The following is a 21,735-nucleotide window of genomic DNA, read 5'->3' as shown; positions in this document are numbered from 1 at the left end:
CGCGCTGACGCATCTTTCGTCTGCCACTCGAACCCGAGGCAAACCGAAAGATGCGCAAGACCTTCGCAACCGCCGCCGCTCTCGCCGCCATCGCGCTGGCGCCGCTGCCGGCCGCCGCGCAGGGCACGAAGGGTCAGCAGGGCCAGGCCCCGGAGCTGACGCGCAACGGCACCTGCACCGCCGAACAGATGGTCGTCGTCCGCCGCGGCTTCGCCGATGCCCGCCAGATGACCAACCGCGCCATCGCCGCGCTCACCCTGGACATCGAGGCGACCAGGCCGCACCTGGCGCGCTTCTTCGGCTCCAACCCGGCGGGTGCCATCGCCAAGAACTTCCGCGCCATCGCCGCCGGCCTCGACGAGCGCGAAGGGCGGATCGCCTACGAATGCAACCGCGCCGATGCCTGCCGCGGCTCGACCTTCGCCTATGTCCGCTGGGGCGGGAATGCGCGCGAGACGATGGGCCTCTGCCCCGCCTATTTCCGCGCCGCGCGCAGCGGCCAGGACAGCCAGGGCGGCATCGTCCTGCATGAGATGAGCCACCTGGCGCTCGGCACGCGCGACCACGCCTACCAGCCCCGCGGTGCCGAGGCGCTGGCCAAGGACGACCCCGCTGCCGCGCAGATGAACGCCGACAGCTACGAATACTTCGCCGAGTTCCTGCCGCGCTGACTTGCCCCCCAGCCGGCAGTGAACCCCCGCCGGGCGCCGTGCAATCCCGCACGGGCCCGGCGGGAACCGCTTCCTTCCCCTGAGACGGCGGGCCGCGGGCATCCGCCCGCCTCGCCCTCGCAGGACCGTGGCGAGCCGGCGACAAGGTCTTGCCACGCGCAGTCGCGCTGTGCGCTCCAGGCCCGAGGCCGACGCCTCGGCCGCCACGTCGTTTCGTGAGGGTGCGCCCGCGCCTTTGCTTCGGCCGCTGGTCCGCACGATTTGCGCCAGGCGCATTCCGCGCGATTTGCGCCACGCCCCTCCTGCGCGATTTGCGCCACGCGCCTCCTGCGCGATGATCCTCCCGAAGAGGAGCCATCGCATGCCCGGAACCCGCAGCGGCGCCGTCGCCCGTGCCCATGAATGCTTCGACAGCGGCGCCTATCTCGCGCATCTGCGCGACCTCGTCGCCGTGCCGACCGAAAGCCAGTTGCCGGAACGCCTGCCGGACCTGCGCCGCTACTGCGACAGCGCGCTGCCGCCGTTGCTCGCCGGGATGGGCTTCACGCACGAGGTGCTGGAGAACCCCGAAGCCGGCTGCGGCCCGGTGCTGCTGGCGACGCGCATCGAAGATGCGTCCCGCCCCACCGTGCTGCTCTATGGCCATGGCGACGTGGTGCGCGGCCTGGCGCCGCAATGGTCCAACGGCCGCGACCCCTGGGCCGTCACCGTCGAGGGCGACCGCTGGTACGGCCGCGGCACGGCGGACAACAAGGGCCAGCACCTGATCGCCATCGAGGCGCTGCGCGCGACGCTCGCCGAACGCGGCGCGCTCGGCTTCAACGTGAAGCTGCTGGTCGAGACTGGGGAGGAGGTCGGCTCCCCCGGCCTCGCCGAATTCCTCGAACGCCACAAGGACCGCTGCGCGGCGGATGTGTTCATCGCCCTCGACGGCCCGCGGCAGACCACCTTCCTGCCGGAGCTGTCGCTCGGCGCACGTGGCGCCGTCGCCTTCGACCTGATCGTGGATTTCCGCGCCACCGAGCATCATTCCGGGCATTTCGGCGGCGTGCTGGACGATGCCGGCTTCGTGCTGGCGCATGCGCTGTCCACCATCGTCACGCCGCGCGGGAAGATCCTGGTGGAGGACTGGCTGCCGAAGAGCGTCCCGGCCTCCGTCAACGACGCGATCGACGCGCTGACGATCGAGGACATGCCCGGCATGCCCCAGGCGAGCCCCGACTGGGGCGAGCCGGGCCTGTCCCGGCCGCGCAGGATCTACGGCTGGACCAGCGTCATCGTGCTCGCCTTCACCTGCGGCCATCCGGATGCCCCGACCAATGCCGTGCAGGGCCGCGCGCGGGCGCGCCTGCAGGTGCGCCACACCGTGGACGTGCCGGCCGAGACAATCGTTCCGGCGCTCCGCCGTCACCTCGAAGCCAAGGGCTTCGGCATGGTGAAGGTGCAGGAGGTGATGAACCGCGCCATGTTCGCGGCGTCCCGCACGCCGCCGGACGATCCCTGGGTGAAGCGCGTCGTCGAAAGCCTGGCGCGCAGCAGCAACCGCAAGCCGAACCTGCTGCCGAATTCCTCCGGTTCCTCGCCGACCGAGCTGTTCCGCCAGATCCTCGGCGTGCCTGCGATCTGGATCCCGAATTCCTATCCCGGCTGCAACCAGCATGGGCCAGACGAGCACGCCCTGGCGCCCCTGCTGCGCGAGGGTCTCGGGCTGATGGCCGGGTTGTGGTGGGACATCGGGGAGCGGGCGTAGCACCCGCCCTGCGGCGGTTGCCGCCCCCTCCGCCGCACGGCAACCGTCCCGGCCTGTCGATGTGGCGAGCATCCTCGCCCGACCGGGCGGTTCCGCCGGATAGGGATGCGCGCTACCGCCGGCGCATCGCGGTGCCGGCCTCGAGGTATTCCCCCGAGGCCACGATCCGCTGCTCGTTCGCCCGGATGCGCCGCTGCGCCGGCGCACCGAGCCGCGCCACCGTCATGGCCACCAGCAGGTTCGCCAGCGCCAGCGCGCCCAGCGCCGATTCCGGAAAGGCGCGCGAGGCCGTCGGCGCCACGAACAGCAGCCGCCCCGCCAGCCGCGCGAGCGGCGTCGCGCCGGAATCCGACAGCCCGATCACCCGCGCCCCCGCCCGCGCCGCCCGTTCCACCAGGCCGAGCACCAGGCGGCTGTACGGGGCGAAGGTGATGGCGACGATCACGTCGCCGCGCTCCAGGTCCTCGAGCGGCGCCTCCGGCGCGCCGGCGATGTCGTCCAGCATCAGCACGTCGGGCCGCGCCTTGCGCAGCGCATAGGCCAGCGCGAAGGCGGCAGGGAAGGGGGTGCGCCGCGCCGCGACGAAGACCCGCCGCGCCCCGGCCAGCAACTCCACCGCCTCATCGAGTGCCGCTGCGTTCAGGCCGGATTCCGCCGCGCGCAGGATGTCGTGCTCGGCGGCGAAGAACTCGGCCGCGAAGCCGCCGGCATCCCCGCTGCGTGCCGCGGCGGCGGCGATGCCGCGGGCGGCTTCCGTGTTGCGCGTCGCCGCCGCGCCGAAGACGCGGCCGGCACGCACGCCCTCCACGTAGCGCCGGCGCAGCGCGGCATAGCCCGGCAGGCCGAGGCGCTGCGCGAGGCGCACCAGCGTCACCGGCGGCACGCCCGCGCGCCGCGCCAGCTCGCGCATCGAGAACACCGCCACATCCTGCGGATGCGCCAGGATGTGGCGCGCCGCGCCGGCCATCTGCGCTCCGACCTCCGGCAGCAGGGCGGTCAGCGCGGCGGCGGTTTCGTCCGAGTCCATGGGCCGGATCATCGCATGCCGCACAGAAGGACCAAATGATTCAGTTGCGCAGGAAATGGATCATATGGTTCAGTCAGCCGGTCAGCAGAGAGGCCCGCGATGAACGAAGCCGCGCCACGCCGCACCAACGAGGTCGGGCTCGATCCGCCGCTGTCGCGCTCCGCCGCGGCGTTCCTCAGGGAGCAGCGCGTCGTCCCCGGCGGGTCCATGCGCCACGCCTCCTGGTTCGCGCCCCATCCGCCCTACGCGGCGCGCGGGCAGGGCTGCTGGATCCTCGACATCGACGGCCGCCGCATTCTCGACTGCGCGAACAACTTCTTCTCGCTGGTGCACGGCCATGCCTTCCCGCCGATCGTCGCGGCACTGACCGAGGCGATCGGCCGAGGCACGGCCTTCGGCCTGCCGACGGAAGGCGAGATCGCGCTCGCCGAGGCGCTTGCCGCCCGCAATCCGGCGCTGGAACAGACCCGCTTCTGCAATTCGGGCACCGAGGCGCTGCTCGCCGCGGTGAAGGGCGCGCGCGGGATCACCGGCCGCCACCGCATCGCGAAGTTCGAAGGCTGCTACCACGGCTCCTACGACCACATGGAGGTCAGCCTCGACAGCACGCCGGCCAACTGGGACGACGCCGAGGGCAATCCGGCCTCCGTTCCCTACGCCAAGGGCACGCCGCCGGCGGTGCTGGCCGACACCGTCGTGCTCCCTTACGCCGACGCCGACCGTTGCGCCGCCATCCTGCGGCGCCACGGGCCGGGCCTCGCCGCCATCGTGCTCGATCCGCATGCCTCGAAGGCCGGCATGGTGGCGATGCCGGCCGAGGTCATCGCCGCGGTGCGGGAGGCCTGCGCGCGCGACGGCATCCTGCTGATCGTGGACGAGGTGGTGAATTTCCGCCTCGGCTTCGCGGGCGTCTCGCCGCTCTTCGGCCTCGCGCCCGATTTCGTGACGCTCGGCAAGATCATCGGCGGCGGCCTGCCGGTCGGCGCCGTCTCCGGCGCGGCCGGGCGCATGGCGGTGTTCGACCACGCGGCAGGCAAGCCGCGCGTCGCGCTCGGCGGCACCTTCAGCGCCAATCCGCTGACCATGGCGGCGGGCCTCGCCTCGTTGGCGCACTACGACGCGGCGGCGGTGGCGCGGCTGAATGCGCTGGGCGACATGCTGCGCGCACGCGCCGATGCGGGCTTCGCCGCGGCCGGCGCGCCGGCACGGCTTGACGGCATGGGTTCGCTCTTCCGACTGCATCTCGGCACGCGGCCGGTCACGGACTACCGCAGCGCGCGGCCCACGGTTGCGGAAGCGGCTGCGCTGCCGCGCATCCACGCGGCCATGCTCGCCGCCGGCGTGCTGCTGACGCCCAATTGCTCCGGCGCCCTCTCCACCCCGATGACGGAGGAGGAGGTGGCGCTGATCGCGGACCGGCTGGTCGAAGCCTGCATGGCAACGGAGGGATGGCGATGAGGCGCTTCTTCACCCTGGTGGCTGCGGCCATCGGCCTGGCCGTCGCGGCGCCGGCCGCGGAGGCGGGGCCGGTGCTCGACCGCATCCGTGCGAACAACACGCTGCGCTGCGGCGTGGGCGGCTCGCTCGCCGGCTTCTCGCTGCCGGACAGCCGCGGCGAATGGCGCGGGCTCGACGTGGACTACTGCCGCGCGCTCGCCGCGGCGGTGCTCGGCGATCCGCGCCGCGTGACCTTCGTGCCCGTCACGCTGCAGACGCGCTTCACCGCGCTGTCCTCGGGCGAGGTGGACGTGCTCGCACGCGACACCGTCATGACCTTCTCCCGCGACGTGAATCTCGGCATCGTCTTCGTCGGGGTGAACTTCTACACCGGCACCGGCGTGATGGTGCGGCGCGCCTCCGGCGTCACGCGCATGGAACAGCTCGACGGCGCCACCATCTGCGCGAGCCAGGGCGGCTCCAACCTGCCGGAGGTGGGCGACTTTCTGCGCGCGCGGAACAAGCCCTTCACGCCGCTGACCTTCGACCGCTTCGCCATCGTGCTGGAGGCTTTCTTCGCCGGCCGCTGCGACGCGGTGACGGCGGGCGCGGCGGACCTCGCCGCGGCGGTCTCGGTCCAGGTGCCCAATCCGCAGGACTTCCTCGTGCTGCCCGAGGTGCTGAGCCGGGACCCCTACGGTCCCTCGGTCGCGCGCGGCGACATGGAGTGGTTCTCGATCGCCCGCTGGACGCTCGCCGCGCTGGTCGAGGCCGAGGAGCGCGGCGTCACCCGGGCCAATGCGCGCGACCAGGCCCGCACCGCCACGGATCCCGCGCTGAAGCGCCTGCTGGGCACCGAGGACAATCTCGGCGGCATGCTCGGCCTGCCGCGCGACTGGGTGGTGCGGGTCATCGAGGCGGTCGGCAACTACGGCGAGATCTACGATCGCAATTTCGGCCCGGAAACGCCGATCAACCTGCATCGCGGGCAGAACAACGTGGTTTCGCGCGGCGGGCTGCACTACGGCCTGCCCTTCCGCTGAACGCCCGTTTGAGAATGCGCCATTCGGCGCATTCTCGCGGCCGGTGCCGGCATTCTCGAACGGACTCCGGGCGCCAGGCGGGGAAGGGCGGGGGCGGCCCCCTCGACAGCGGCGGCGACCGCTGCTTCCCTGCGCCCGCTACGCAACACAGGAGGATACGCCCCCGCCATGAGCATCAACGGCGCAGCCTATATCGTCGGGGCCTTCGAGCACCCGACGCGCAAGGCCGAGGGCCAATCGGTCGCACAGCTGCATGCGGAGGTCGCCTACGGCGCTCTCCAGGATGCGGGCCTTTCCAAGGACGACGTGGACGGCTTCTTCTGCACCGCCGCGGCGCCGGGCCTCGGCCCGATCAACCAGGCGGACTACATGGGGCTGACGAAGCTCCGCCATGTCGACTCCACCGACATGGGCGGCTGCTCCTACGTCATGCATGTCGGCCATGCCGCGCAGGCCATCAAGGAAGGCCGCTGCAACGTCGCGCTGATCACCCTCGCCGGGCGCCCGCGCGCGGAAGGCATGGCGACGGGCACGGTGCCGCGGTCCTGGGCGCCGAACATCCCGGACGATCCGTTCGAGATCCCGATGGCGCGCACCGTCGTGACCTCCTACGCGATGGTCGCCGCGCGCCACATGCATGAATACGGCACGACCTCCGAGCAACTCGCCTGGATCAAGGTCGCGGCCTCCACCCACGCCCAGTACAACCCGCACGCCATGCTGCCGAAGGTGGTGACGGTCGAGGACGTGGTGAACTCGCCGATGGTCGCCGACCCGCTGCACCGGCTCGACTGCTGCGTCATCTCCGATGGCGGCGGCGCGCTGATCGTCGCGCGGCCGGAGATCGCGAAGTCGCTGAAGCGTCCGCTGGTGAAGGTGCTCGGCTGCGCCGAAGCCACCAAGAACCAGGGCGGCGGCCAGGTGGACCTCAGCTACTCCGCGGCGCGCGCCACCGGTGCGGCCGCCTTCGCGGAAGCGAAGGTGAAGCCCGCCGACATCCAGTACGCCTCGATCTACGACAGCTTCACCATCACGGTGCTGATGCAGCTCGAGGACCTGGGCTTCTGCGAGAAGGGCCAGGGCGGCAAGTTCGTCGCCGACGGCAACCTCATCAGCGGCGTCGGCAAGCTGCCCTTCAACACCGATGGCGGCGGGCTGTGCAACAACCACCCGGCCAACCGCGGCGGCATGACCAAGGTGATCGAGGCGGTGCGCCAGCTTCGCGGCGAGGCGCATGCGAAGGTCCAGGTGCCGGGCTGCAAGCTCGCGCTGGCCAACGGCATCGGTGGCCTGCTCGGCCACCGGCACGGTGCCGCCACCCTCATCATGGAGCGGGAGTGATCATCATGGGGACGATGTCCGCCAACCGCGCCATCCCGGCGCCGAAGGAAGACCCCACCACCAAGCCGTTCTGGGACGCGGCACGCGCCGGCAAGTTCCTGATCGGCAAGTGCAAGGATACCGGCAAGCACTTCTGGTATCCGCGCGGCTGCTCGCCCTTCACCCTGTCGAACAATGTCGAGCTGGTCGAGGCGAAGGGGACGGGGACCATCTACACCTTCACCGTCATGCGCTCGAAGGAGCCGCATGCGCTCGCCTATGTCGAACTCGACGAAGGGCCGCGCATCTTCACGAACATCGTGGATTGCGATCTCGACGCGCTGAAGATCGGGCAGAAGGTGAAGGTCGTGCTCAAGCCGACCGAGGAAGGCGGCGCGCCCGTGCCGATGTTTACGCCGGCGTGACGCAGGGCGGGGGGAGAAGGGAACTTCTCCCCCCGCACCCCCCTCAACCTTCTTTGGCACCTGGGAACTGACTTTCGCTGTCGGTTCCCAAGAGACAAAGAAGGGAGGGGGTTCGGGGGAGGTTCTCCTCCCCCGTAGCTTTTTCTTGAGACCGTTCCCCTCCCGCCCCGAGTCGCCTATACTGAATCCAGGGGAATCAGGGGGTTCGGGGTCGTGCTTCGCATGATCTTGATGCTGGCCGTACTTGGCCTCGCGGCCTGCGGCAGTTCGCGCGGCACGCCGCGCACAGGCGTGCCTGGCTACGCGGGGGGCGACATCTCCTGCGTGCCCTACGCCAGGACTCGCTCGGGCATCGATCTGCAGGGCGATGCCTGGGAATGGTGGGACGCCGCGGCCCGTTCCGGCCGCTACGACCGCTCCCGTCGCCCAAGGACCGGGTCGGTGCTGGTGTTCATGCGCACCTACCGCAACCGCACGGGCCATCTCTCGGTCGTGACGCGCGTGGTGTCGCCGCGGGAGATCCGGGTGGACCACGCCAACTGGGCGTCGGGCCGCAACCGTGGCCGCATCGCGCGCGACCAGCCGGTGATCGATGTCTCGCCCAACAACGACTGGTCGCTGGTCCGTGTCTGGTACCCGCCGGTGAATGATTTCGGCCAGAGTACCTACCCGACGTTCGGCTTCGTCCATGGCGGGACGCTGGTGGCCGAGGCTCGGTAGGGCGGGCCGATCATGCCGCCGCGCCTTGCCGATGGGGTCATGGGCTCGGCTGCATGCGCGCAGGCCGGTGGAGCAGCCGCGCGCGAAGCCAGCGCTCCGATACCGGGTCCGCCGAAAGACCGGCCGGCATCAATCCGCAGCGGCGACCTGCGCTGCCACGGTCGCCTGCGCCATCAGGCCGTCGAGGCGGCCCAGCTCGTCCGCCTGTTCCCGCTGCATGACCATCAGCCCCGGGTCGCAGGTGCTCTCGGCGCTGGCGCGGCAGCGTTCCTCGGCGAGCGCGATCTCCGTGGCGCGGCGGGCGATGATCGCCTGCCGACGCTGGGCGAACCAGGCTTCCCGCGCCGATTCGGAGGGGAAGACCGCGGGCGCCAGCGCCACCGTCACCTCGCCCGGGTAGCGCATGGTCCGCGCGGAGGCGAGGCTGAAGACCGTGGCCGTCGCGCCGATGATGCCGTTCGGCGCCATGCGGAACACCGCCGGGTCATCCCGCGGGCGGAGGATCTCGGCCGTCTGAAGATAGCCATCCGTCCGGCAGCGCACCTCGAGCGTGCTGTGGGACCGCGAAAGCTGCACCGTGCCGGGCGTGGCGGGCACCTCGGCCATCACGCGCTCGTCGCGGTTGATCGTGCAGTGGGCGCCAGGCGGTTCCGAGGCCACGACGACATCGCCGTTCCAGGCCGGCCCCGGATTGGCCGCGCGCAGCGCCGCATTGAGCGCCGCCGTGGCACAGCCGGGCAGGGAAAGCGCCGCGCCGCAGAGAAGGATCGCACGCAGGGATGCAGTCATGGGTTGCGCTCCTGTTCGAGAGAACGCGTCAAGATTGAGTTGCACATCCTGATGGAAAGGTGAATGCGGTCCTGCATGGCCTCGCGCGCCGCTTGCGGCGGACCCGTTCCCATGCTGGAAGCGGCAGGCAGACCGCGCTCGCCCGGCTAGGCCGGACGATGCGCCTGTTGCCTGTCGGAGGAAGCGCCATGACCCTGACCCGCCGCGGCCTTGCCGCGCTGCCTGCCCTTGCCCTGGCCGGCGGTCATGCGCAGGCGCAGGGCACCTGGCCCGACCGCCCGCTGCGCGTCATCGTCGCCTTCCCCGGCGGCTCGACGCCCGATCTCGCCGCCCGCGCGGTGGCGCCGCATTTCCAGCAGGCTTTCGGCCAGCCCGTGGTGGTGGACAACCGCGCCGGCGGCGGCGGGCACATCGGCACCGAGGCGATCGCCCGCGCGACCGACGGGCACACGCTCGGCGTGACGATCGGCGGGCCGGGCAGCACGGCGAAGATCCTCAATCCGGCGCTCGGCTACGATCCGGCGACGGACCTCGTGCCGATCTCCCTGCTGGCGCGCCTGCCCTTCGTCCTGGTGGTGCATCCCTCGGTGCCGGCACGCACGGCGGCCGAGTTCGTCGCCTATGCGCGGGCCAATCCCGGCAGGATCTCCTATGCCTCGACCGGGCCGGGGACGCTGTCGCACCTGGCGATGGAGGATCTCGCGGCAACCCAGGGCTTCCAGGCGGTGCATGTGCCCTACCGCGCCGTGGGCCAGGCGGTGCTCGACCTGGTGGCGGGCCGCATCCAGGCCTTCTTCGCGGCGACCGGCGGCGTGCTGGCGCAGGTCCGGGAAGGCACGGTGCGCGCGCTGGCGGTGACCAGCGCGGAGCGCTTCCCCGCCATCCCCGAGGTGCCGACCATGCGGGAATCCGGCGTGGACAGCGAACCCGCCGTGGCCTGGATCGGGCTCTTCGCACCCACCGGCATGCCGGCGGATCGCGTCGCGCGCGTGGCGGCGGAGGCCGGTCGCGCCCTGGCGGTGCCGGAGCAGCGGCGCGCCCTGGAGACGGCGGGCTTCACCGTGGTCGGCAGCGATCCGGACACCTTCCGGGCATTGCTGGCGAGCGACATCCAGCGCTGGGGTGCCATCATCCGGCGGCTCGAACTGCGGCCGGAGAGCTGAGGCCCGGACCGCCAACGCGCCGCTTCGGCCTCCCGGCCACGTCCGGGCGTGGGGGCTCCTTCGGAAATTCTCATCGCGAGCCGGGAATAGGGCCCGGGGCCTGCGCGTCTGTCCTGCATCTGCCCATCGGCAGTTTCAGGAGCGATGCCACCCATGCCAGAGCCTACCCGCCGTGAACTCCTCTCCGGCCTCGCCATGGCCGGCCTCGGTGCCGCCGGCGCCGCAGGCCCGGCCGAGGCGCAGGCCCAGCCCGCCGGGCCGCAGGCCGGCGACGGCGTCTGGCTCTGCAACGAGGATTCCAACACACTGACGGTCGTCGACCCGGTGCGGAACGTCGTCGCCGCCACCGTCAACCTGACCAGCTTCGACGAAGACCCCCGCCCTCCCTTCCGCTTCGTGACGGGCGGCGTCATCCCGCCGCACGGCGCTATGGTGCAGAAGCCGCTCTATCACGGCGCGATCTCGATCCACGGCTCCTGCCCGAGCCCGGATTCGCGGCTGATCGCGACCACCGGCCGCGGCAGCTCCAATGTCTACCTGATCGAGACCGAGACCCGCCGCGTCGTCGGCAACCGCCCGAACACCCAGGCGCGCGACACGACGAACCCGGAGCGGCTGACCAGCGGCATCTTCCTCGGCCGCGAGCCGCACGAGCCCACCTTCACCCGCAACGGCCGCGAGCTGTGGGTGACCGTGCGCGGCGAGGACCGGATCGCCGTGCTCGACGTGGCGAGGGCGCGGGAGGAAAGCGCCGGCGGTCGCCCCGGCCACGCCCTGCGCGGCTTCATCCCCACCATGCCCGGCCCGGCGCATGCCTGGTTCTCCGCCGATGGCCGCCTCGCCGTGGTGGTCAGCCAGAAGGCGGCCGTCATCGACCTTCTGTCGGTGGACTACGATGCGGAGGGTTTGAGCCGCATCGCCGGCCGCCGCCGCATCGAGATCGCCGAGCGCGACCCCTTCGGCTTCAGCCCCTTCCTGAAGCTGAGCCCGGACGGGGGCGAGATCTGGACGACTCACAAGCTGGCGGACCGCGTCTCGGTCCTTGCCATGCAGGGCGAGGTGCGCGTCGCTGAGACCATCCAGCTCCCGGACCTCGCCCGCCCGAACCATGTCGAGTTCGTCGAGAACGCGCGCGGCCGCTTCGTCTATGTCTCCTATGCCCGCGTCGACGATGACGGGCCGGACGGCATCGCCAGCAGCCGGATCGGCGTGATCGACCGCAGCGCGCCGGCCGGCCGGCGCCGGGTGGTCGCCGACTTCCACAGCGGCGGGCGGGAGGCGCATGGCTTGTGGACCGACCCGACCGGCACCCGGCTCTACGTCGCGCATGAACAGGATGAGTTGCCGAACACGCCCCATGCCGGTCAGACGGTGTGCTCCGCCTTCGACGTCAGCGACCCGGTGCAGCCGCGGCTTCTCGCGCGCATCCCGCTCGGCGACCTGGCGTTGCCTTCGGGGCGCCTGCGCAGCAAGAAGTCGATCAACCTGGTCTATGTGCGCCCCGGGGCGCGGAGCGCGACGGCATGAGCGGGCATCGGCACCACCAGCACGCGCCGGCACAGGCGCCCGCCCCGCGCCCGGCCAGCGCCTTCGACGCCGCGATGGCCGCCGCCATGGACCGCATGATGCAGGACATGCATGCCGGTACGCCCCTCGGCGACCCGGACCGCGACTTCCTCGCCATGATGATCCCGCACCACCAGGGTGCGGTGGACATGGCCGAGCTGGTGCTGCGCCATGGCCGCGACCCGTTGGTGCGCCAGCTTGCCGAGGGCATCATCGCCGGCCAGGCGGTCGAGATCGCCGCCATGCAGGCGCGGCTCGCCGTGCTGGCGCGCGGCGGGACGGCAGACGACTTCCCGAACCCGGGCGGCACGCGCGGGCCGGGCTGAGCGGAGGGAGAGGCATGAGCCGGCAGCGCGACGCGGCGATCGAGGCGCAGGTGCCGGGTCTCCGGCGCTTCGCCCGCGCGCTCGCCGGCGGCGATGCCATGCTGGCCGACGACCTGGTGCAGGAGACGCTGCTGCGGGCGCTCGACCGCTGGTGGCTGCGCCGGCCCGGCGCCAGCCTGCGGGCTTGGCTCTATGCCATCCTGTGGCGTCGATTCATCGACGGGAAGCGGTCCGAGGCCGTTGCCCGCCGCCACGCCGAGGCCAGCGCCGAGGCCCTGCCGCCCCTTCCGCTGGCAGCACCGGACCAGGCGCTGGAGGCGGCGCGCGTCGTCGCCCTGCTGGCGCGCCTGCCGGAGGAGCAGCGCGCGGTGCTGGTGCTGGTGGCGGTGGAGGGTCTCGACTATGCCGAGGCGGCGGCGGTGCTCGGCATTCCGGTGGGCACGGTGATGTCGCGGCTGTCGCGCGGGCGGGAAAGGCTGCGCGGCCTCTCCGGCGCCGAGGCCGCGCCGCCGGCGCTGCGGAGGGTGAAATGACCGGCCCGGCAATGCCTCCGGTGGGCGAGGACGACCTGCACGCCTTCGTCGACGGGCGGCTCGATCCCGCGCGCCGGGCGGCGGTGGCGGCCTGGCTTGAGCGCCACCCGGCCGACGCGGCGCGGCTCCGCGGCTGGCAGGAGGATGCGGCGATGCTGCGCGCCGCCCTGGCGCCGGTGGCCGAGGAGCCTCTGCCTGCCCGCCTGCGGGTCGCGGGCCTGGCGGCGGCGCGGCGCCGATGGGCGCCGGTCGCGGCGCGGCGCATCGCGGCCTCGGTGATGCTGCTTGCGATCGGTGCCGCCTCCGGCTGGTGGGTGGCGCGGCAGGAGGATGCCGCCGTGGGCCCGCCCATGGCCGATGCGCTCGCCGCGCACCGCGTCTATGCGGGGCGCGGCAGCGGGGCGGTGGAGATCGCGGCGGCAGAGGGCGTGCTGGCCGAGCGCGTCGCGGCCGCGGTCGGCTGGCAGGTGCCGGTGCCGGATCTCTCGGCCCTCGGGCTGCGGCCGCTCGGCGCGCGCGTGCTGCCGACCGAGGACGGGCTCGCGGCCTTCGTGCTGTATGAGGGCGCGGGCGGCGAGCGCCTGTCGCTCTTTGTCCGGCGGTCCCGCCGTGCCGGGCCGGCGGCGCCGGAGGTGATGGACCGCGAGGCGCCGCTGCGCGCGGCGGTCTGGTTCCGCGACGGCTTCGGCCATGCGGTGGTCGGCGAGGGCGCGCCGAAGGCCGTGCTGCTGCGGGTCGCTGCCCTGTCGGGCGGGTAGAGCACGTCCCGGTCAGGTGGAATTGCCTGATCGGGTGAAGATGCCCGCACGGACAAGGGGCAGGAGCGGTTGCGGCGAGCCAAGGCGAACGGAAACCGGTCCAGACGGAAACGGCGGGCGGGAAGCGCGGCTTGGCCTCAAGCTGCGGCCCGGGTTCTGCCCTCGGCACCCGCCGCCAGGTGGCTGGATCACCTGGACCGCCCGCAACTTCATCTCCGCGGGGAAGGGGGAGGGCCGGGCCGGCGGACCGGCCGGCACGGGGCGAAATACCAATGTATGGCGCGGGCGGGAGGGGGTTTCCCCCTCCCGCCCGGCGGCGTCATCCCGCCGCCACCGGGGTGTCCTTGCGGGTCTTCCACAGCGACCACAGGACGCCGCCGGCGATCATCGCCAGCGTCACGCCGAGCGAGATCGCCGGATCCACCTTCCCGACGATCTGGTTCCAGAAGATCTTCGCGCCGATGAACACCAGCACCAGGGCGAGCGCGTATTTCAGATAGTGGAACCGGTGCACCATGGCGGCGAGCGCGAAGTAGAGCGCGCGCAGGCCGAGGATCGCCATGATGTTCGCCGTGTAGACGATGAAGGTGTCGGTGGTGATGGCGAAGATCGCCGGCACGCTGTCCACCGCGAAGACCAGGTCGGCGATGTTGATCACCACCAGCGCCAGGAACAGCGGCGTGGCGACGCGCACCATCCGCCCCGTCTTCGCATCGGCCTGCCTCACGAAGAACTTCTGGTCGTGCAGATCCTCCGTCACCCGCATGTACCGGCGCAGGAAGCGCACGGCCGGGTTCCGCGAGATGTCCTGCTCGCCTTCCGGCACCACCAGCATCTTGATGCCGGTGACGATCAGGAAGGCGCCGAAGATGTAGAGCACCCACGCATATTGCTGCACGAGCGCCGCGCCGAGGCCGATCATCAACCCGCGCAGCACGATCACGCCGATGATGCCCCAGACCAGGGCGCGGTACTGGTACTGCCGCGGAATGGCGAAGAAGCCGAAGATCAGGCTGATGACGAAGACGTTGTCGATCGACAGCGCCTTCTCGATGAAGAAGCCGGTGAAGAAGGCGACACCCGCATGCGTGCCGTCGGAGGTCGTCAGCTCCCCGGCCTCGTGGGCCCACCAGATGCCGGCGCCGTAGAGCATGGCGAAGCCGATGTAGAAGGCCGAGAGCCACAGGCTCCGGGCAATCCCCATCTCCTTGTCGCGCCGGTTCAGCACGCCGAGGTCGAAGGCGAGCAGCACCAGCACCACCGCCAGGAAGCCCTTCCACATCCAGAGGGGCTTGCCGAGCCATTCCGCCGAAAAGAAATCCATCCCCCATGTCTCTCCTCTCTGGCGCGAAAACGGGCGCAGGGAGGGCCCGGATCGCGCGATTTCCCACGCGATCCGACATCACGGACGCCTCGCCACACGGGACGGGCGGCCGCCAGAGGGGCCCGGATCAGGCGCTGAGATGGTTTCCGGCGCGGTGCGCGTCAAGACCGGTTGCGGCGGCGCGCCGGATGGCCCATGTGGGTTTGCACGGGCGCCGCCGGGCCACTAGGTTGCGCCCCGTTCATACGGCTATGGCCGTGCTCCCCCCGGGGCACGGCCACAACGGGATCGAGGCGTCGCCATGGGTTCGTTCAGCATCTGGCACTGGCTGGTCGTGCTGCTCGTCATTCTGCTGCTGTTCGGCAGCGGCAAGATCAGCGGGCTGATGGGCGACCTGGCCAAGGGCATCAAGTCCTTCAAGGCGAACATCAAGGAGGACGAGAAGGACGCCTCCATGGAGGCGCAGGCCACCACGCCGCCGGCCGGCAACATCGCCGGCCCGGCCCAGGGCCAGGCCAGCGCCACCCAGGCGCAGCCGCAGTCGGGCAACCGCCCCGCGGCCTGACGCCACGCCTTCGGCTTTCCGCAAAGGCCCCGTCGCGCCCCTGCGCGGCGGGGCTTCGTGGTTCCTGAGGAAGCGACAACATGAAGTTCGACGATGCCGCCGCGGCGATCGCGGCGGCGGGGCGGCGGATGGACACGCTGGGCTGGGTGCCGGCGACCGCCGGCAACCTTTCGGTCCGCGAAGGTTCGGGCCGGATCGCCATCACCCGTTCGGGCTGCCACAAGGGCGCCTTGTCGCCCTCCGGGGTCATGCGGGTGGATGCGGAAGGCGCCTCGCTCGAACCCGGCGCCAGGCCGTCCTACGAGACGCTGCTCCATTGCGGCATCTACCGCCGCTTCCCCGACGCCGGGGCGGTGGTGCACGGGCATTCGGTCGCCAATACCGTACTGTCCCGGCGGGCCGGCGCCGAGATCCGGCTGGCCGGCTACGAGCTGCTCAAGGCCTTCCCCGGCGGCCCGACGCATGAGACCGAGGTCGCCGTCCCGGTGCTCGACAACGACCAGGACATTCCGCGCCTGCAGCGGGCGCTGGACGCGCTGTGGGACCGAACGCCGGAGGCTCCGCCGGGCTACCTGATCCGCGGCCACGGCGTCTATGTGTGGGGCGCGGACATGCCGCAGGCGATGGCCCGGCTGGAAGCGCTCGAATTCATGCTTCTCTGTCACCTCGAGGAAGGGAGGACCGCGCGATGAGCCTTCTCACCATCCGTGACGCCGCCACCGGCGCCGAGACGCTCAGGACCGACGACCCGCAGGCGATGGCGACGGCGCTCGCCGCCATCGGCGTGCGTTTCGAGCGCTGGCCGGTCGCCGACCTGCCCGCAGGCGCGGAGGCCGACGCCGTGCTCGCGGCCTACCGTCCGCACCTCGACGCCTTCCTCAAGGAGACCAAGGCCGGCACGGCCGACGTCATCCGCCTGACGGCGGACCATCCGCAGAAGGACGCCATCCGCGCGAAGTTCCTGTCCGAACACATCCACACCGAGGACGAGGTCCGCTTCTTCCACGAGGGCGCGGGCAATTTCGTGATGCATGTGGATGGGAAGATCTACGACGCGCACTGCACGCGGGGCGACCTGATCTCCGTGCCAGCAAACACCAGGCACTGGTTCGACGCCGGCGAGGTGCCGCACGTCACGGCGCTGCGCGTCTTCACCGACACCACCGGCTGGACGCCGCACTACACCGGCAGCGACATCGCCGTGCGCATCCCCGTGACGGTGGGCTGACACGGCCTTGCCGGTTCCGCCGAGCTGCGTCCTGACGGACATCGAAGGCACGACGAGCGCCATCGCCTTCGTGAAGGAGACGCTGTTCCCCTTCGCGCAGGCGGAGCTCGACGCCTTCCTCGATGCCCGCGCAGACGATCCCGAGGTCGCGGCGATCCTCGCCGAGGTGCGCGCCGCCGCGCCGGGTGAGGATCCGCGCGCCGTGCTGCGCCGCTGGATGCAGCAGGATGCCAAGGTCACGCCGCTGAAGACGCTGCAGGGGCTGATCTGGCGCGCGGGGTATCTCGACGGCCGGCTCAAGGGCCATCTCTGGCCGGACGTCGCCCCCTGCCTGCGGGCCTGGGCGCGGGCGGGGCTGCGGCTCGCGGTCTATTCCTCGGGCTCGGTCGAGGCGCAGCGGCTGCTCTTCGGGCATTCCGTCGCCGGCGACCTCACGCCGCTCTTCGCCGGCTTCTTCGACACCAGGGTCGGCGGCAAGCGGGAGGCGGCGTCCTACGCCACCATCGCCGCCGGGCTGTACCTGCCGCCGGCCGAGGTGCTCTTTCTCTCCGACGTGGCGGAGGAGCTGGACGCCGCCGCTGCGGCCGGGCTGCGCACCTGCCAGCTCGTCCGCGCGGAGGATGGTATGCGGGCGTGCGGGCGACATGCCGAGGCCACCGACTTCCTCGGCGTTGCGCGCCTCCACGGCCTGCCGGCCGCGACCGGCTGAACATGCCCTACGCGGTCACGCTGCGTCTCGACGCCGCTGCGGCGCGGCCGATCGAGGCGATGTGGCGTGCCCTTGCCGAGGCCGGGCTGCATGAGGATGCGCTGCGCCTCGGCTACCCGCCGCACGTCACCCTCACCATCCATCCGGACGGGGTGGACACGCAGGCGCTGCGGCGTGACGTTGCCCGCCTGGCGGCGGCCTGGGCGGCGGTGCCGCTGCGCTTTTCGGGCCTCGGCACCTTCGTCGCGCCCGAACCGGTGCTGTGGCTGGCACCAGTGGTGACCGAGACGCTGCTGGCGCATCATCGGAGCCTGTCCGGGGCCCTGGCCGACCTGCCCTGCGACCCGCATTACCGGCCCGGGGCCTGGGTGCCGCATGTCACCCTCGCCAAGGGTGGCGCGGCAGGCGATCCGGGGTGGATGGGCCGCGCGTTCGACTGCCTCGCTCCGCTCTGGCCGGGGGTTGTCCCGGCCCGCGCGGATTGTCTCGACCTTGTCCGTTTCCGGCCCGTCGCCGTGCTGGCATGCCATCCCCTTCCGGCCGGGTTGGCGCATGCCGCGGCAGGCGTCTAGAAGCCGATGAACGCTCTGCGCGGAGGTGCCCCGGCATGCTGACGACCTGGACGGTCGAGAACGGCCGCTGTCGCGTGCGCGAAGGCGCCATGTCCGACATCACCGCGGTGCTGCCCAACGAGGTGCGCGAGGCCGCGGCCGCCGTCGCCGAGCCCGAGAGCCTGCGCCACGCGGTCTGGATCGACCTGCTCAACCCCACCGTCGCCGAGGAGAAGGCGGTCCAGACCGCGCTCCGCGTCGAGATCCCGACGCGGGAGGAGATGCAGGAGATCGAGAGTTCCTCCCGTCTCTACCGGGAGGAGGACTCGCTCTTCCTGACCGCCAACTTCCTCTACGGTGTGGACAGCGGGGAATACAGTTCCACCGCCATCACCTTCGTGCTGACCAATACGACGCTGGTGACGGTGCGCTACGCGACCCCCAAGGCCTTCACGGTGTTCGGCACGCGGGCGCAACGCCAGCCGGCGGCGCTGCTCTCCTCACCGGACGCGGTGATGCTGCATCTGTTCGAGCAGATCGTGGACCGGCTCGCCGACGTGCTGGAACGCGTCGGCGCCGACATGGACCGGGCATCGCAGCGCACCTTCCGCGCCGCGCGCGCCAACATCAAGGCGAACCGCCGCGACGACCAGCTCAAGGAGACGCTGATCACCCTCGGCCAGGTCGGCGACGTCACGACGCGAACCTCCGAGACGCTGCTCGGCCTCAACCGCATCCTCACCTTCGTGGGTGCGGAGAAGGCCTCCGCCGTGCGCAAGGAGAACCAGTCCCTGATCAAGACGCTGGTGCGCGACGTCCGCTCCCTCGTCGAGCACGCGACCTTCCTCAACCAGAAGGCCCAGTTCCTGCTCGACGCGGTGCTCGGCGTGATCAACGTGGAGCAGAACAACATCATCAAGACCTTCACGGTGGCCTCGGTGGCGCTCATGCCGCCCACCCTGATCGCGAGCATCTACGGCATGAACTTCGAGCACATGCCCGAGCTCAAGCTGGTGGAGGGCTACCCCATCGCGCTGATCCTGATGGTCGTCAGCGCCATCCTTCCGGTGCTGTATTTCCGCCGCAAGGGCTGGCTGTAGCGATCCTGCCGCGGAGCGCAGCTTTCCTGTTGTCGCACTCGCCGCCAGCGGTTCGAATGACGCCAACCGCCTGACCTGCAAGGACCCGCGCATGACCGAACCGACCCGCGTCGCCGCATCCCTGACCAACTGCCGCTGGGGCGCCTTCGATGCCTCCTTCCCGCCGGTCGCCTCGGTCGATCCGGGGGAGGTCGTCATCCTCGAATGCCTCTCCGGTGGGCCGGAGCAGATGCCACCGCAGGAGAAGATGATGGCGGTCTCCCCGGTGCTGCGGGAGATCCACGCGAAGCTGCCGCGCCTCGGCGCCCATGTCATCACCGGGCCGGTCGAGGTTCGCGGCGCCGAACCGGGCGACGCGCTGCGCATCGACATCGAGAAGATCGAACTCGGCGCCGATTGGGGCTTCTGCGGCTTCCGCCCGCTCTTCGGCACGCTGCCGGAGGATTTTCCCTATCGCCGCACCCTGCACATTCCTGTGGACAAGGCGGCGATGACCTGCCGCCTGCCCTTCGGACCGAAGGAAGGCGGGATGGACCTGCCGCTCGCGCCCTTCTTCGGGGTGATGGGCGTCGCCCCGCCGCGCGACTGGGGGATGATCAACACCAAGGAACCGCGCGCCATTGGCGGCAACCTGGACAACAAGGAACTGACCGAGGGCACGACGCTCTACCTGCCGGTGTTCAACGAGGGAGCGCTGTTCTCCGCCGGCGACGGCCACGGCGTGCAGGGCGATGGCGAGGTCTGCATCAACGCGCTGGAAATCTGCCTGACCGGGCATTTCCGCCTGTCGCTGGTCAAGGGTGGCGGCGCGAAGGATCCGGTGCTGAAGTTCCCGCGCGCCGAGACGAAGACCCACTACATCACCATGGGGATGAACGAGGACCTCGACCTCGCGATGAAGCAGGCGCTGAGGGAGATGATCGCGTTCATCTGCTCGCGCACCAACCTGTCCGATGCCGATGCCTATCAGTTCTGCTCGCTCGCGGTGGATTTCCGTGTCACCCAGACGGTGAACGGGGAGAAAGGGGTGCACGGGATGCTGAAGAAGGGTCTGCTGTTCTGATGGCGCGCCGGAGGGGCGCCGCCCCTCCGGACCACCCCGCCAAAGGCCGAAAGGCCTTTGGAAACCATCGGATTGGCGCCGGATGACGAGCGGCGCGCCCATCAGGTTGAAGAAGGCGCTGGGGCAGGGGTTCAGGCGCGTGCCGGCGCAGGCGGCGCAGCACCTCTGGACCTGCCCGGAGGCGGAGTTCGCGGCCGCGGCGCAGCCGCGCGACACCTGGTGGGATGCCGGGCCGGACGCCTATTTCGGTCAGGCCTACCGCGCCATCGCCGAACGCTTCCCGGGGCAGGATGCCGCCACGACGGAACAGGACCGCACGCGGCGGGAGGTGGACCGCATCTGTGCCGTCGCACGCGAGCATTTCGGGGCGTTGACTCCGCGCATCCTCGACATTCCCTGCGGCTACGGGCGGCACGCGGAGGAACTCGCCCGCCGCGGCTTCGACGTGGTCGGGATGGAGTTGCAGGAAGGCTATCTCCGCGCGGCGAAGGCGGGCGGGGCGGCGCTCTACGCGGCCGCGGACATGCGCCGGCTGCCGGTGGCGACCGGGGCCTTCGACCTGCTCGTGAACATGTGGAATTCCCTCGGCTATTTCCTCGACGAGCGCGACGAAGTCGCAACCCTGGAGGAATTCCGCCGCGTGCTGCGCCCGGGCGGCCTGGCGCTGGTGCATGGCGACCTCGATAGGCGCGCCGCGCTCGAAGGCCGCTGGGTGCAGCACATGAAGGTGCCCCTCGGCGACGACGTCCTGTTCCTGGTGCGCCAGGTCTTCGTCGCGGAACGGGGTGGCCTGGTCTGCCTCTCCTGGGTGGCCTTCCCCGGGGAGGAGCCGCTCCAGAGCCCTGCCTTCTTCCTGCGCGTCTGGGACGACGCCGCCTGGGAGCGGCACGCGCGCTCCGCCGGCTTCGCTGCCGTGCGGATCGAGCGCATGAGGGCCGACGCGCCGGGCGCACCAGCCGCCGGGCGCGAGGAATCGGTGGTGCTGCTCACGGCGTGACACCCTGCCACGACACTGCCGGGCGCCCGCCGGCAAGACGCGCGCCGCTGTTCATGGCTGGCCGAGGATCGCCCGGACCATCGCCGCCACGGCCTCCTCCTGCGCCAGCCCCGCCTCGCGGGTCAGGGCGCGCCAGGTGAAGTAGCCCAGCGCGAGGTGCAGCACCGCCCGCTGCCCCTCGCTGAGCGCCTCGGCCAGAACCTCGCGACAGGCCTGCATCCAGGGAGCGATCCGCAGGCCGACGACCTCCCGCGTGAGGGCATGGTGCTCGGCATCCCGCAGGACGCATCCGGCGAGATCCGCGTTGCGTTCGTACCAGCCGTAGATCGCGCCCAGGCCGGCCCGCAGCCGCGCTTCCCGCGACGCGGCGCTCCGCCATGGCCCAGGGTCCGGCAGCGGGTCGCGTTCCAGCGAGAGGCCGGAACAGGCGAGGTACAGGCTCCGTTCATCGGGGAAGTGGGCATAGAGGGTGTGGCGCTGAACCTTCGCGCGCGCCGCCACCATGCTGATCGAGGTCAGCGCCGGCCCGACGCTGCCGTGGAGCGCGATGGCCGCCTCGACGATGCGCTGACGGGTCTCTGCCTGCCGTTCGGCGCGGCGCCTGAGGGTATAGGGGCGTGTCATCCTGTTTTCACTGCACAAAGATGTATCGTCATTATTGACACGGAAT

24 protein-coding genes are annotated in these 21,735 nt (G+C 71.3%); 20 read left to right on the top strand and 4 right to left on the bottom strand.

What is annotated here, in order from left to right; translation table 11 throughout:
- The first annotated feature begins 50 nt into the window (after positions 1 to 50).
- Entirely contained in the window at positions 51 to 671 is a 621-nt protein-coding gene (locus GXW74_RS03755) for a M35 family metallopeptidase (RefSeq protein ID WP_211844938.1), read from the top strand.
- Between the two features lie 361 nt (positions 672 to 1,032).
- Positions 1,033 to 2,421 (top strand): M20/M25/M40 family metallo-hydrolase, encoded by a 1,389-nt coding sequence (locus tag GXW74_RS03750; protein ID WP_211844937.1) that lies wholly within the window; start codon positions 1,033 to 1,035, stop codon positions 2,419 to 2,421.
- A gap of 112 nt (positions 2,422 to 2,533) precedes the next feature.
- Here the strand turns inward: GXW74_RS03750 and GXW74_RS03745 are convergent, their stop codons facing one another.
- Positions 2,534 to 3,448, bottom strand: coding sequence for a MurR/RpiR family transcriptional regulator (locus GXW74_RS03745; RefSeq protein WP_211844936.1), 915 nt, complete (start codon positions 3,446 to 3,448; stop codon positions 2,534 to 2,536).
- Between the two features lie 99 nt (positions 3,449 to 3,547).
- Here GXW74_RS03745 and GXW74_RS03740 point away from each other — a divergent pair, with 99 nt between their 5' ends.
- The 5 genes from GXW74_RS03740 to GXW74_RS03720 all read left to right on the top strand — a co-directional run bounded on the left by GXW74_RS03740 (position 3,548) and on the right by GXW74_RS03720 (position 8,393).
- Positions 3,548 to 4,906, top strand: a complete 1,359-nt coding sequence (locus tag GXW74_RS03740) for an aspartate aminotransferase family protein (protein WP_211844935.1) — start codon at positions 3,548 to 3,550, stop codon at positions 4,904 to 4,906.
- The gene (locus GXW74_RS03735; protein ID WP_211844934.1) at positions 4,903 to 5,928 is read left to right on the top strand and encodes an amino acid ABC transporter substrate-binding protein; all 1,026 of its coding nucleotides are present in this window, start codon (positions 4,903 to 4,905) and stop codon (positions 5,926 to 5,928) included. Before GXW74_RS03740 ends, GXW74_RS03735 begins: the two co-directional genes overlap by 4 nt.
- A 168-nt stretch (positions 5,929 to 6,096) precedes the next feature.
- A complete protein-coding gene (locus GXW74_RS03730) occupies positions 6,097 to 7,269 on the top strand; it encodes a thiolase domain-containing protein (RefSeq protein ID WP_211844933.1) in 1,173 nt (390 codons plus the stop codon).
- A gap of 5 nt (positions 7,270 to 7,274) precedes the next feature.
- Positions 7,275 to 7,673 carry a Zn-ribbon domain-containing OB-fold protein gene (locus tag GXW74_RS03725; protein ID WP_211844932.1) on the top strand — a complete coding sequence of 133 codons (399 nt, stop codon included), beginning with the start codon at positions 7,275 to 7,277 and terminating at the stop codon, positions 7,671 to 7,673.
- A 222-nt stretch (positions 7,674 to 7,895) separates the two neighbouring features.
- A complete protein-coding gene (locus GXW74_RS03720) occupies positions 7,896 to 8,393 on the top strand; it encodes a CHAP domain-containing protein (RefSeq protein WP_211844931.1) in 498 nt (165 codons plus the stop codon).
- A 129-nt stretch (positions 8,394 to 8,522) separates the two neighbouring features.
- Here GXW74_RS03720 and GXW74_RS03715 read toward each other — a convergent pair whose 3' ends face one another.
- Entirely contained in the window at positions 8,523 to 9,182 is a 660-nt protein-coding gene (locus GXW74_RS03715; RefSeq protein ID WP_211844930.1) for a hypothetical protein, read from the bottom strand.
- Positions 9,183 to 9,370: 188 nt separating this feature from the next.
- Here GXW74_RS03715 and GXW74_RS03710 point away from each other — a divergent pair, with 188 nt between their 5' ends.
- The 5 genes from GXW74_RS03710 (at position 9,371) to GXW74_RS03690 (ending at position 13,528) form a co-directional block, all read left to right on the top strand.
- The gene (locus tag GXW74_RS03710; protein ID WP_211844929.1) at positions 9,371 to 10,345 is read left to right on the top strand and encodes a Bug family tripartite tricarboxylate transporter substrate binding protein; all 975 of its coding nucleotides are present in this window, start codon (positions 9,371 to 9,373) and stop codon (positions 10,343 to 10,345) included.
- A 153-nt stretch (positions 10,346 to 10,498) separates the two neighbouring features.
- On the top strand, positions 10,499 to 11,872 hold the full coding sequence (locus GXW74_RS03705) for a beta-propeller fold lactonase family protein (protein WP_211844928.1): 1,374 nt from the start codon (positions 10,499 to 10,501) through the stop codon (positions 11,870 to 11,872).
- Positions 11,869 to 12,237 (top strand): CopM family metallochaperone, encoded by a 369-nt coding sequence (copM, locus tag GXW74_RS03700; RefSeq protein ID WP_211844927.1) that lies wholly within the window; start codon positions 11,869 to 11,871, stop codon positions 12,235 to 12,237. Before GXW74_RS03705 ends, copM begins: the two co-directional genes overlap by 4 nt.
- Positions 12,238 to 12,251: 14 nt before the next feature.
- Positions 12,252 to 12,770: a sigma-70 family RNA polymerase sigma factor gene (locus GXW74_RS03695; RefSeq protein ID WP_211844926.1), complete on the top strand. Its 519-nt coding sequence runs from the start codon at positions 12,252 to 12,254 to the stop codon at positions 12,768 to 12,770.
- Entirely contained in the window at positions 12,767 to 13,528 is a 762-nt protein-coding gene (locus GXW74_RS03690) for an anti-sigma factor (protein WP_211844925.1), read from the top strand. The genes GXW74_RS03695 and GXW74_RS03690 overlap by 4 nt, the downstream gene beginning before the upstream one ends.
- A 319-nt stretch (positions 13,529 to 13,847) precedes the next feature.
- On the opposite strand, the gene GXW74_RS03685 is transcribed toward GXW74_RS03690, so the two are convergent.
- On the bottom strand, positions 13,848 to 14,852 hold the full coding sequence (locus GXW74_RS03685; RefSeq protein ID WP_211844924.1) for a TerC family protein: 1,005 nt from the start codon (positions 14,850 to 14,852) through the stop codon (positions 13,848 to 13,850).
- A 301-nt stretch (positions 14,853 to 15,153) separates the two neighbouring features.
- Here GXW74_RS03685 and GXW74_RS03680 point away from each other — a divergent pair, with 301 nt between their 5' ends.
- From GXW74_RS03680 to GXW74_RS03645, 8 genes are all read left to right on the top strand, one after another.
- Positions 15,154 to 15,417 carry a twin-arginine translocase TatA/TatE family subunit gene (locus tag GXW74_RS03680; RefSeq protein WP_211844923.1) on the top strand — a complete coding sequence of 88 codons (264 nt, stop codon included), beginning with the start codon at positions 15,154 to 15,156 and terminating at the stop codon, positions 15,415 to 15,417.
- An 80-nt stretch (positions 15,418 to 15,497) separates the two neighbouring features.
- Positions 15,498 to 16,109 (top strand): methylthioribulose 1-phosphate dehydratase, encoded by a 612-nt coding sequence (locus GXW74_RS03675; protein ID WP_211844922.1) that lies wholly within the window; start codon positions 15,498 to 15,500, stop codon positions 16,107 to 16,109.
- Positions 16,106 to 16,645, top strand: coding sequence for a 1,2-dihydroxy-3-keto-5-methylthiopentene dioxygenase (locus GXW74_RS03670; protein ID WP_211844921.1), 540 nt, complete (start codon positions 16,106 to 16,108; stop codon positions 16,643 to 16,645). The genes GXW74_RS03675 and GXW74_RS03670 overlap by 4 nt, the downstream gene beginning before the upstream one ends.
- A 7-nt stretch (positions 16,646 to 16,652) precedes the next feature.
- A complete protein-coding gene (gene mtnC / locus GXW74_RS03665) occupies positions 16,653 to 17,354 on the top strand; it encodes an acireductone synthase (RefSeq protein WP_211844920.1) in 702 nt (233 codons plus the stop codon).
- A 2-nt stretch (positions 17,355 to 17,356) separates the two neighbouring features.
- Positions 17,357 to 17,926, top strand: coding sequence for a 2'-5' RNA ligase family protein (locus GXW74_RS03660; protein WP_211844919.1), 570 nt, complete (start codon positions 17,357 to 17,359; stop codon positions 17,924 to 17,926).
- Positions 17,927 to 17,961: 35 nt separating this feature from the next.
- Positions 17,962 to 19,005 (top strand): magnesium/cobalt transporter CorA, encoded by a 1,044-nt coding sequence (corA, locus tag GXW74_RS03655; protein ID WP_211844918.1) that lies wholly within the window; start codon positions 17,962 to 17,964, stop codon positions 19,003 to 19,005.
- 91 nt (positions 19,006 to 19,096) lie between these two features.
- Positions 19,097 to 20,068 carry an acetamidase/formamidase family protein gene (locus tag GXW74_RS03650; RefSeq protein ID WP_211844917.1) on the top strand — a complete coding sequence of 324 codons (972 nt, stop codon included), beginning with the start codon at positions 19,097 to 19,099 and terminating at the stop codon, positions 20,066 to 20,068.
- A gap of 82 nt (positions 20,069 to 20,150) precedes the next feature.
- Complete coding sequence (locus tag GXW74_RS03645) at positions 20,151 to 21,065, top strand: class I SAM-dependent methyltransferase (RefSeq protein ID WP_211844916.1); 915 nt, start codon at positions 20,151 to 20,153, stop codon at positions 21,063 to 21,065.
- A gap of 51 nt (positions 21,066 to 21,116) precedes the next feature.
- Here the strand turns inward: GXW74_RS03645 and GXW74_RS03640 are convergent, their stop codons facing one another.
- Positions 21,117 to 21,689: a TetR/AcrR family transcriptional regulator gene (locus tag GXW74_RS03640; protein ID WP_211844915.1), complete on the bottom strand. Its 573-nt coding sequence runs from the start codon at positions 21,687 to 21,689 to the stop codon at positions 21,117 to 21,119.
- Positions 21,690 to 21,735: the final 46 nt, after the last annotated feature.

Origin of the sequence: Neoroseomonas eburnea (assembly GCF_018129005.1) — a bacterium.
GTDB lineage: Bacteria > Pseudomonadota > Alphaproteobacteria > Acetobacterales > Acetobacteraceae > Neoroseomonas > Neoroseomonas eburnea.
This window is presented reverse-complemented; position numbering and strand designations above follow the sequence as displayed.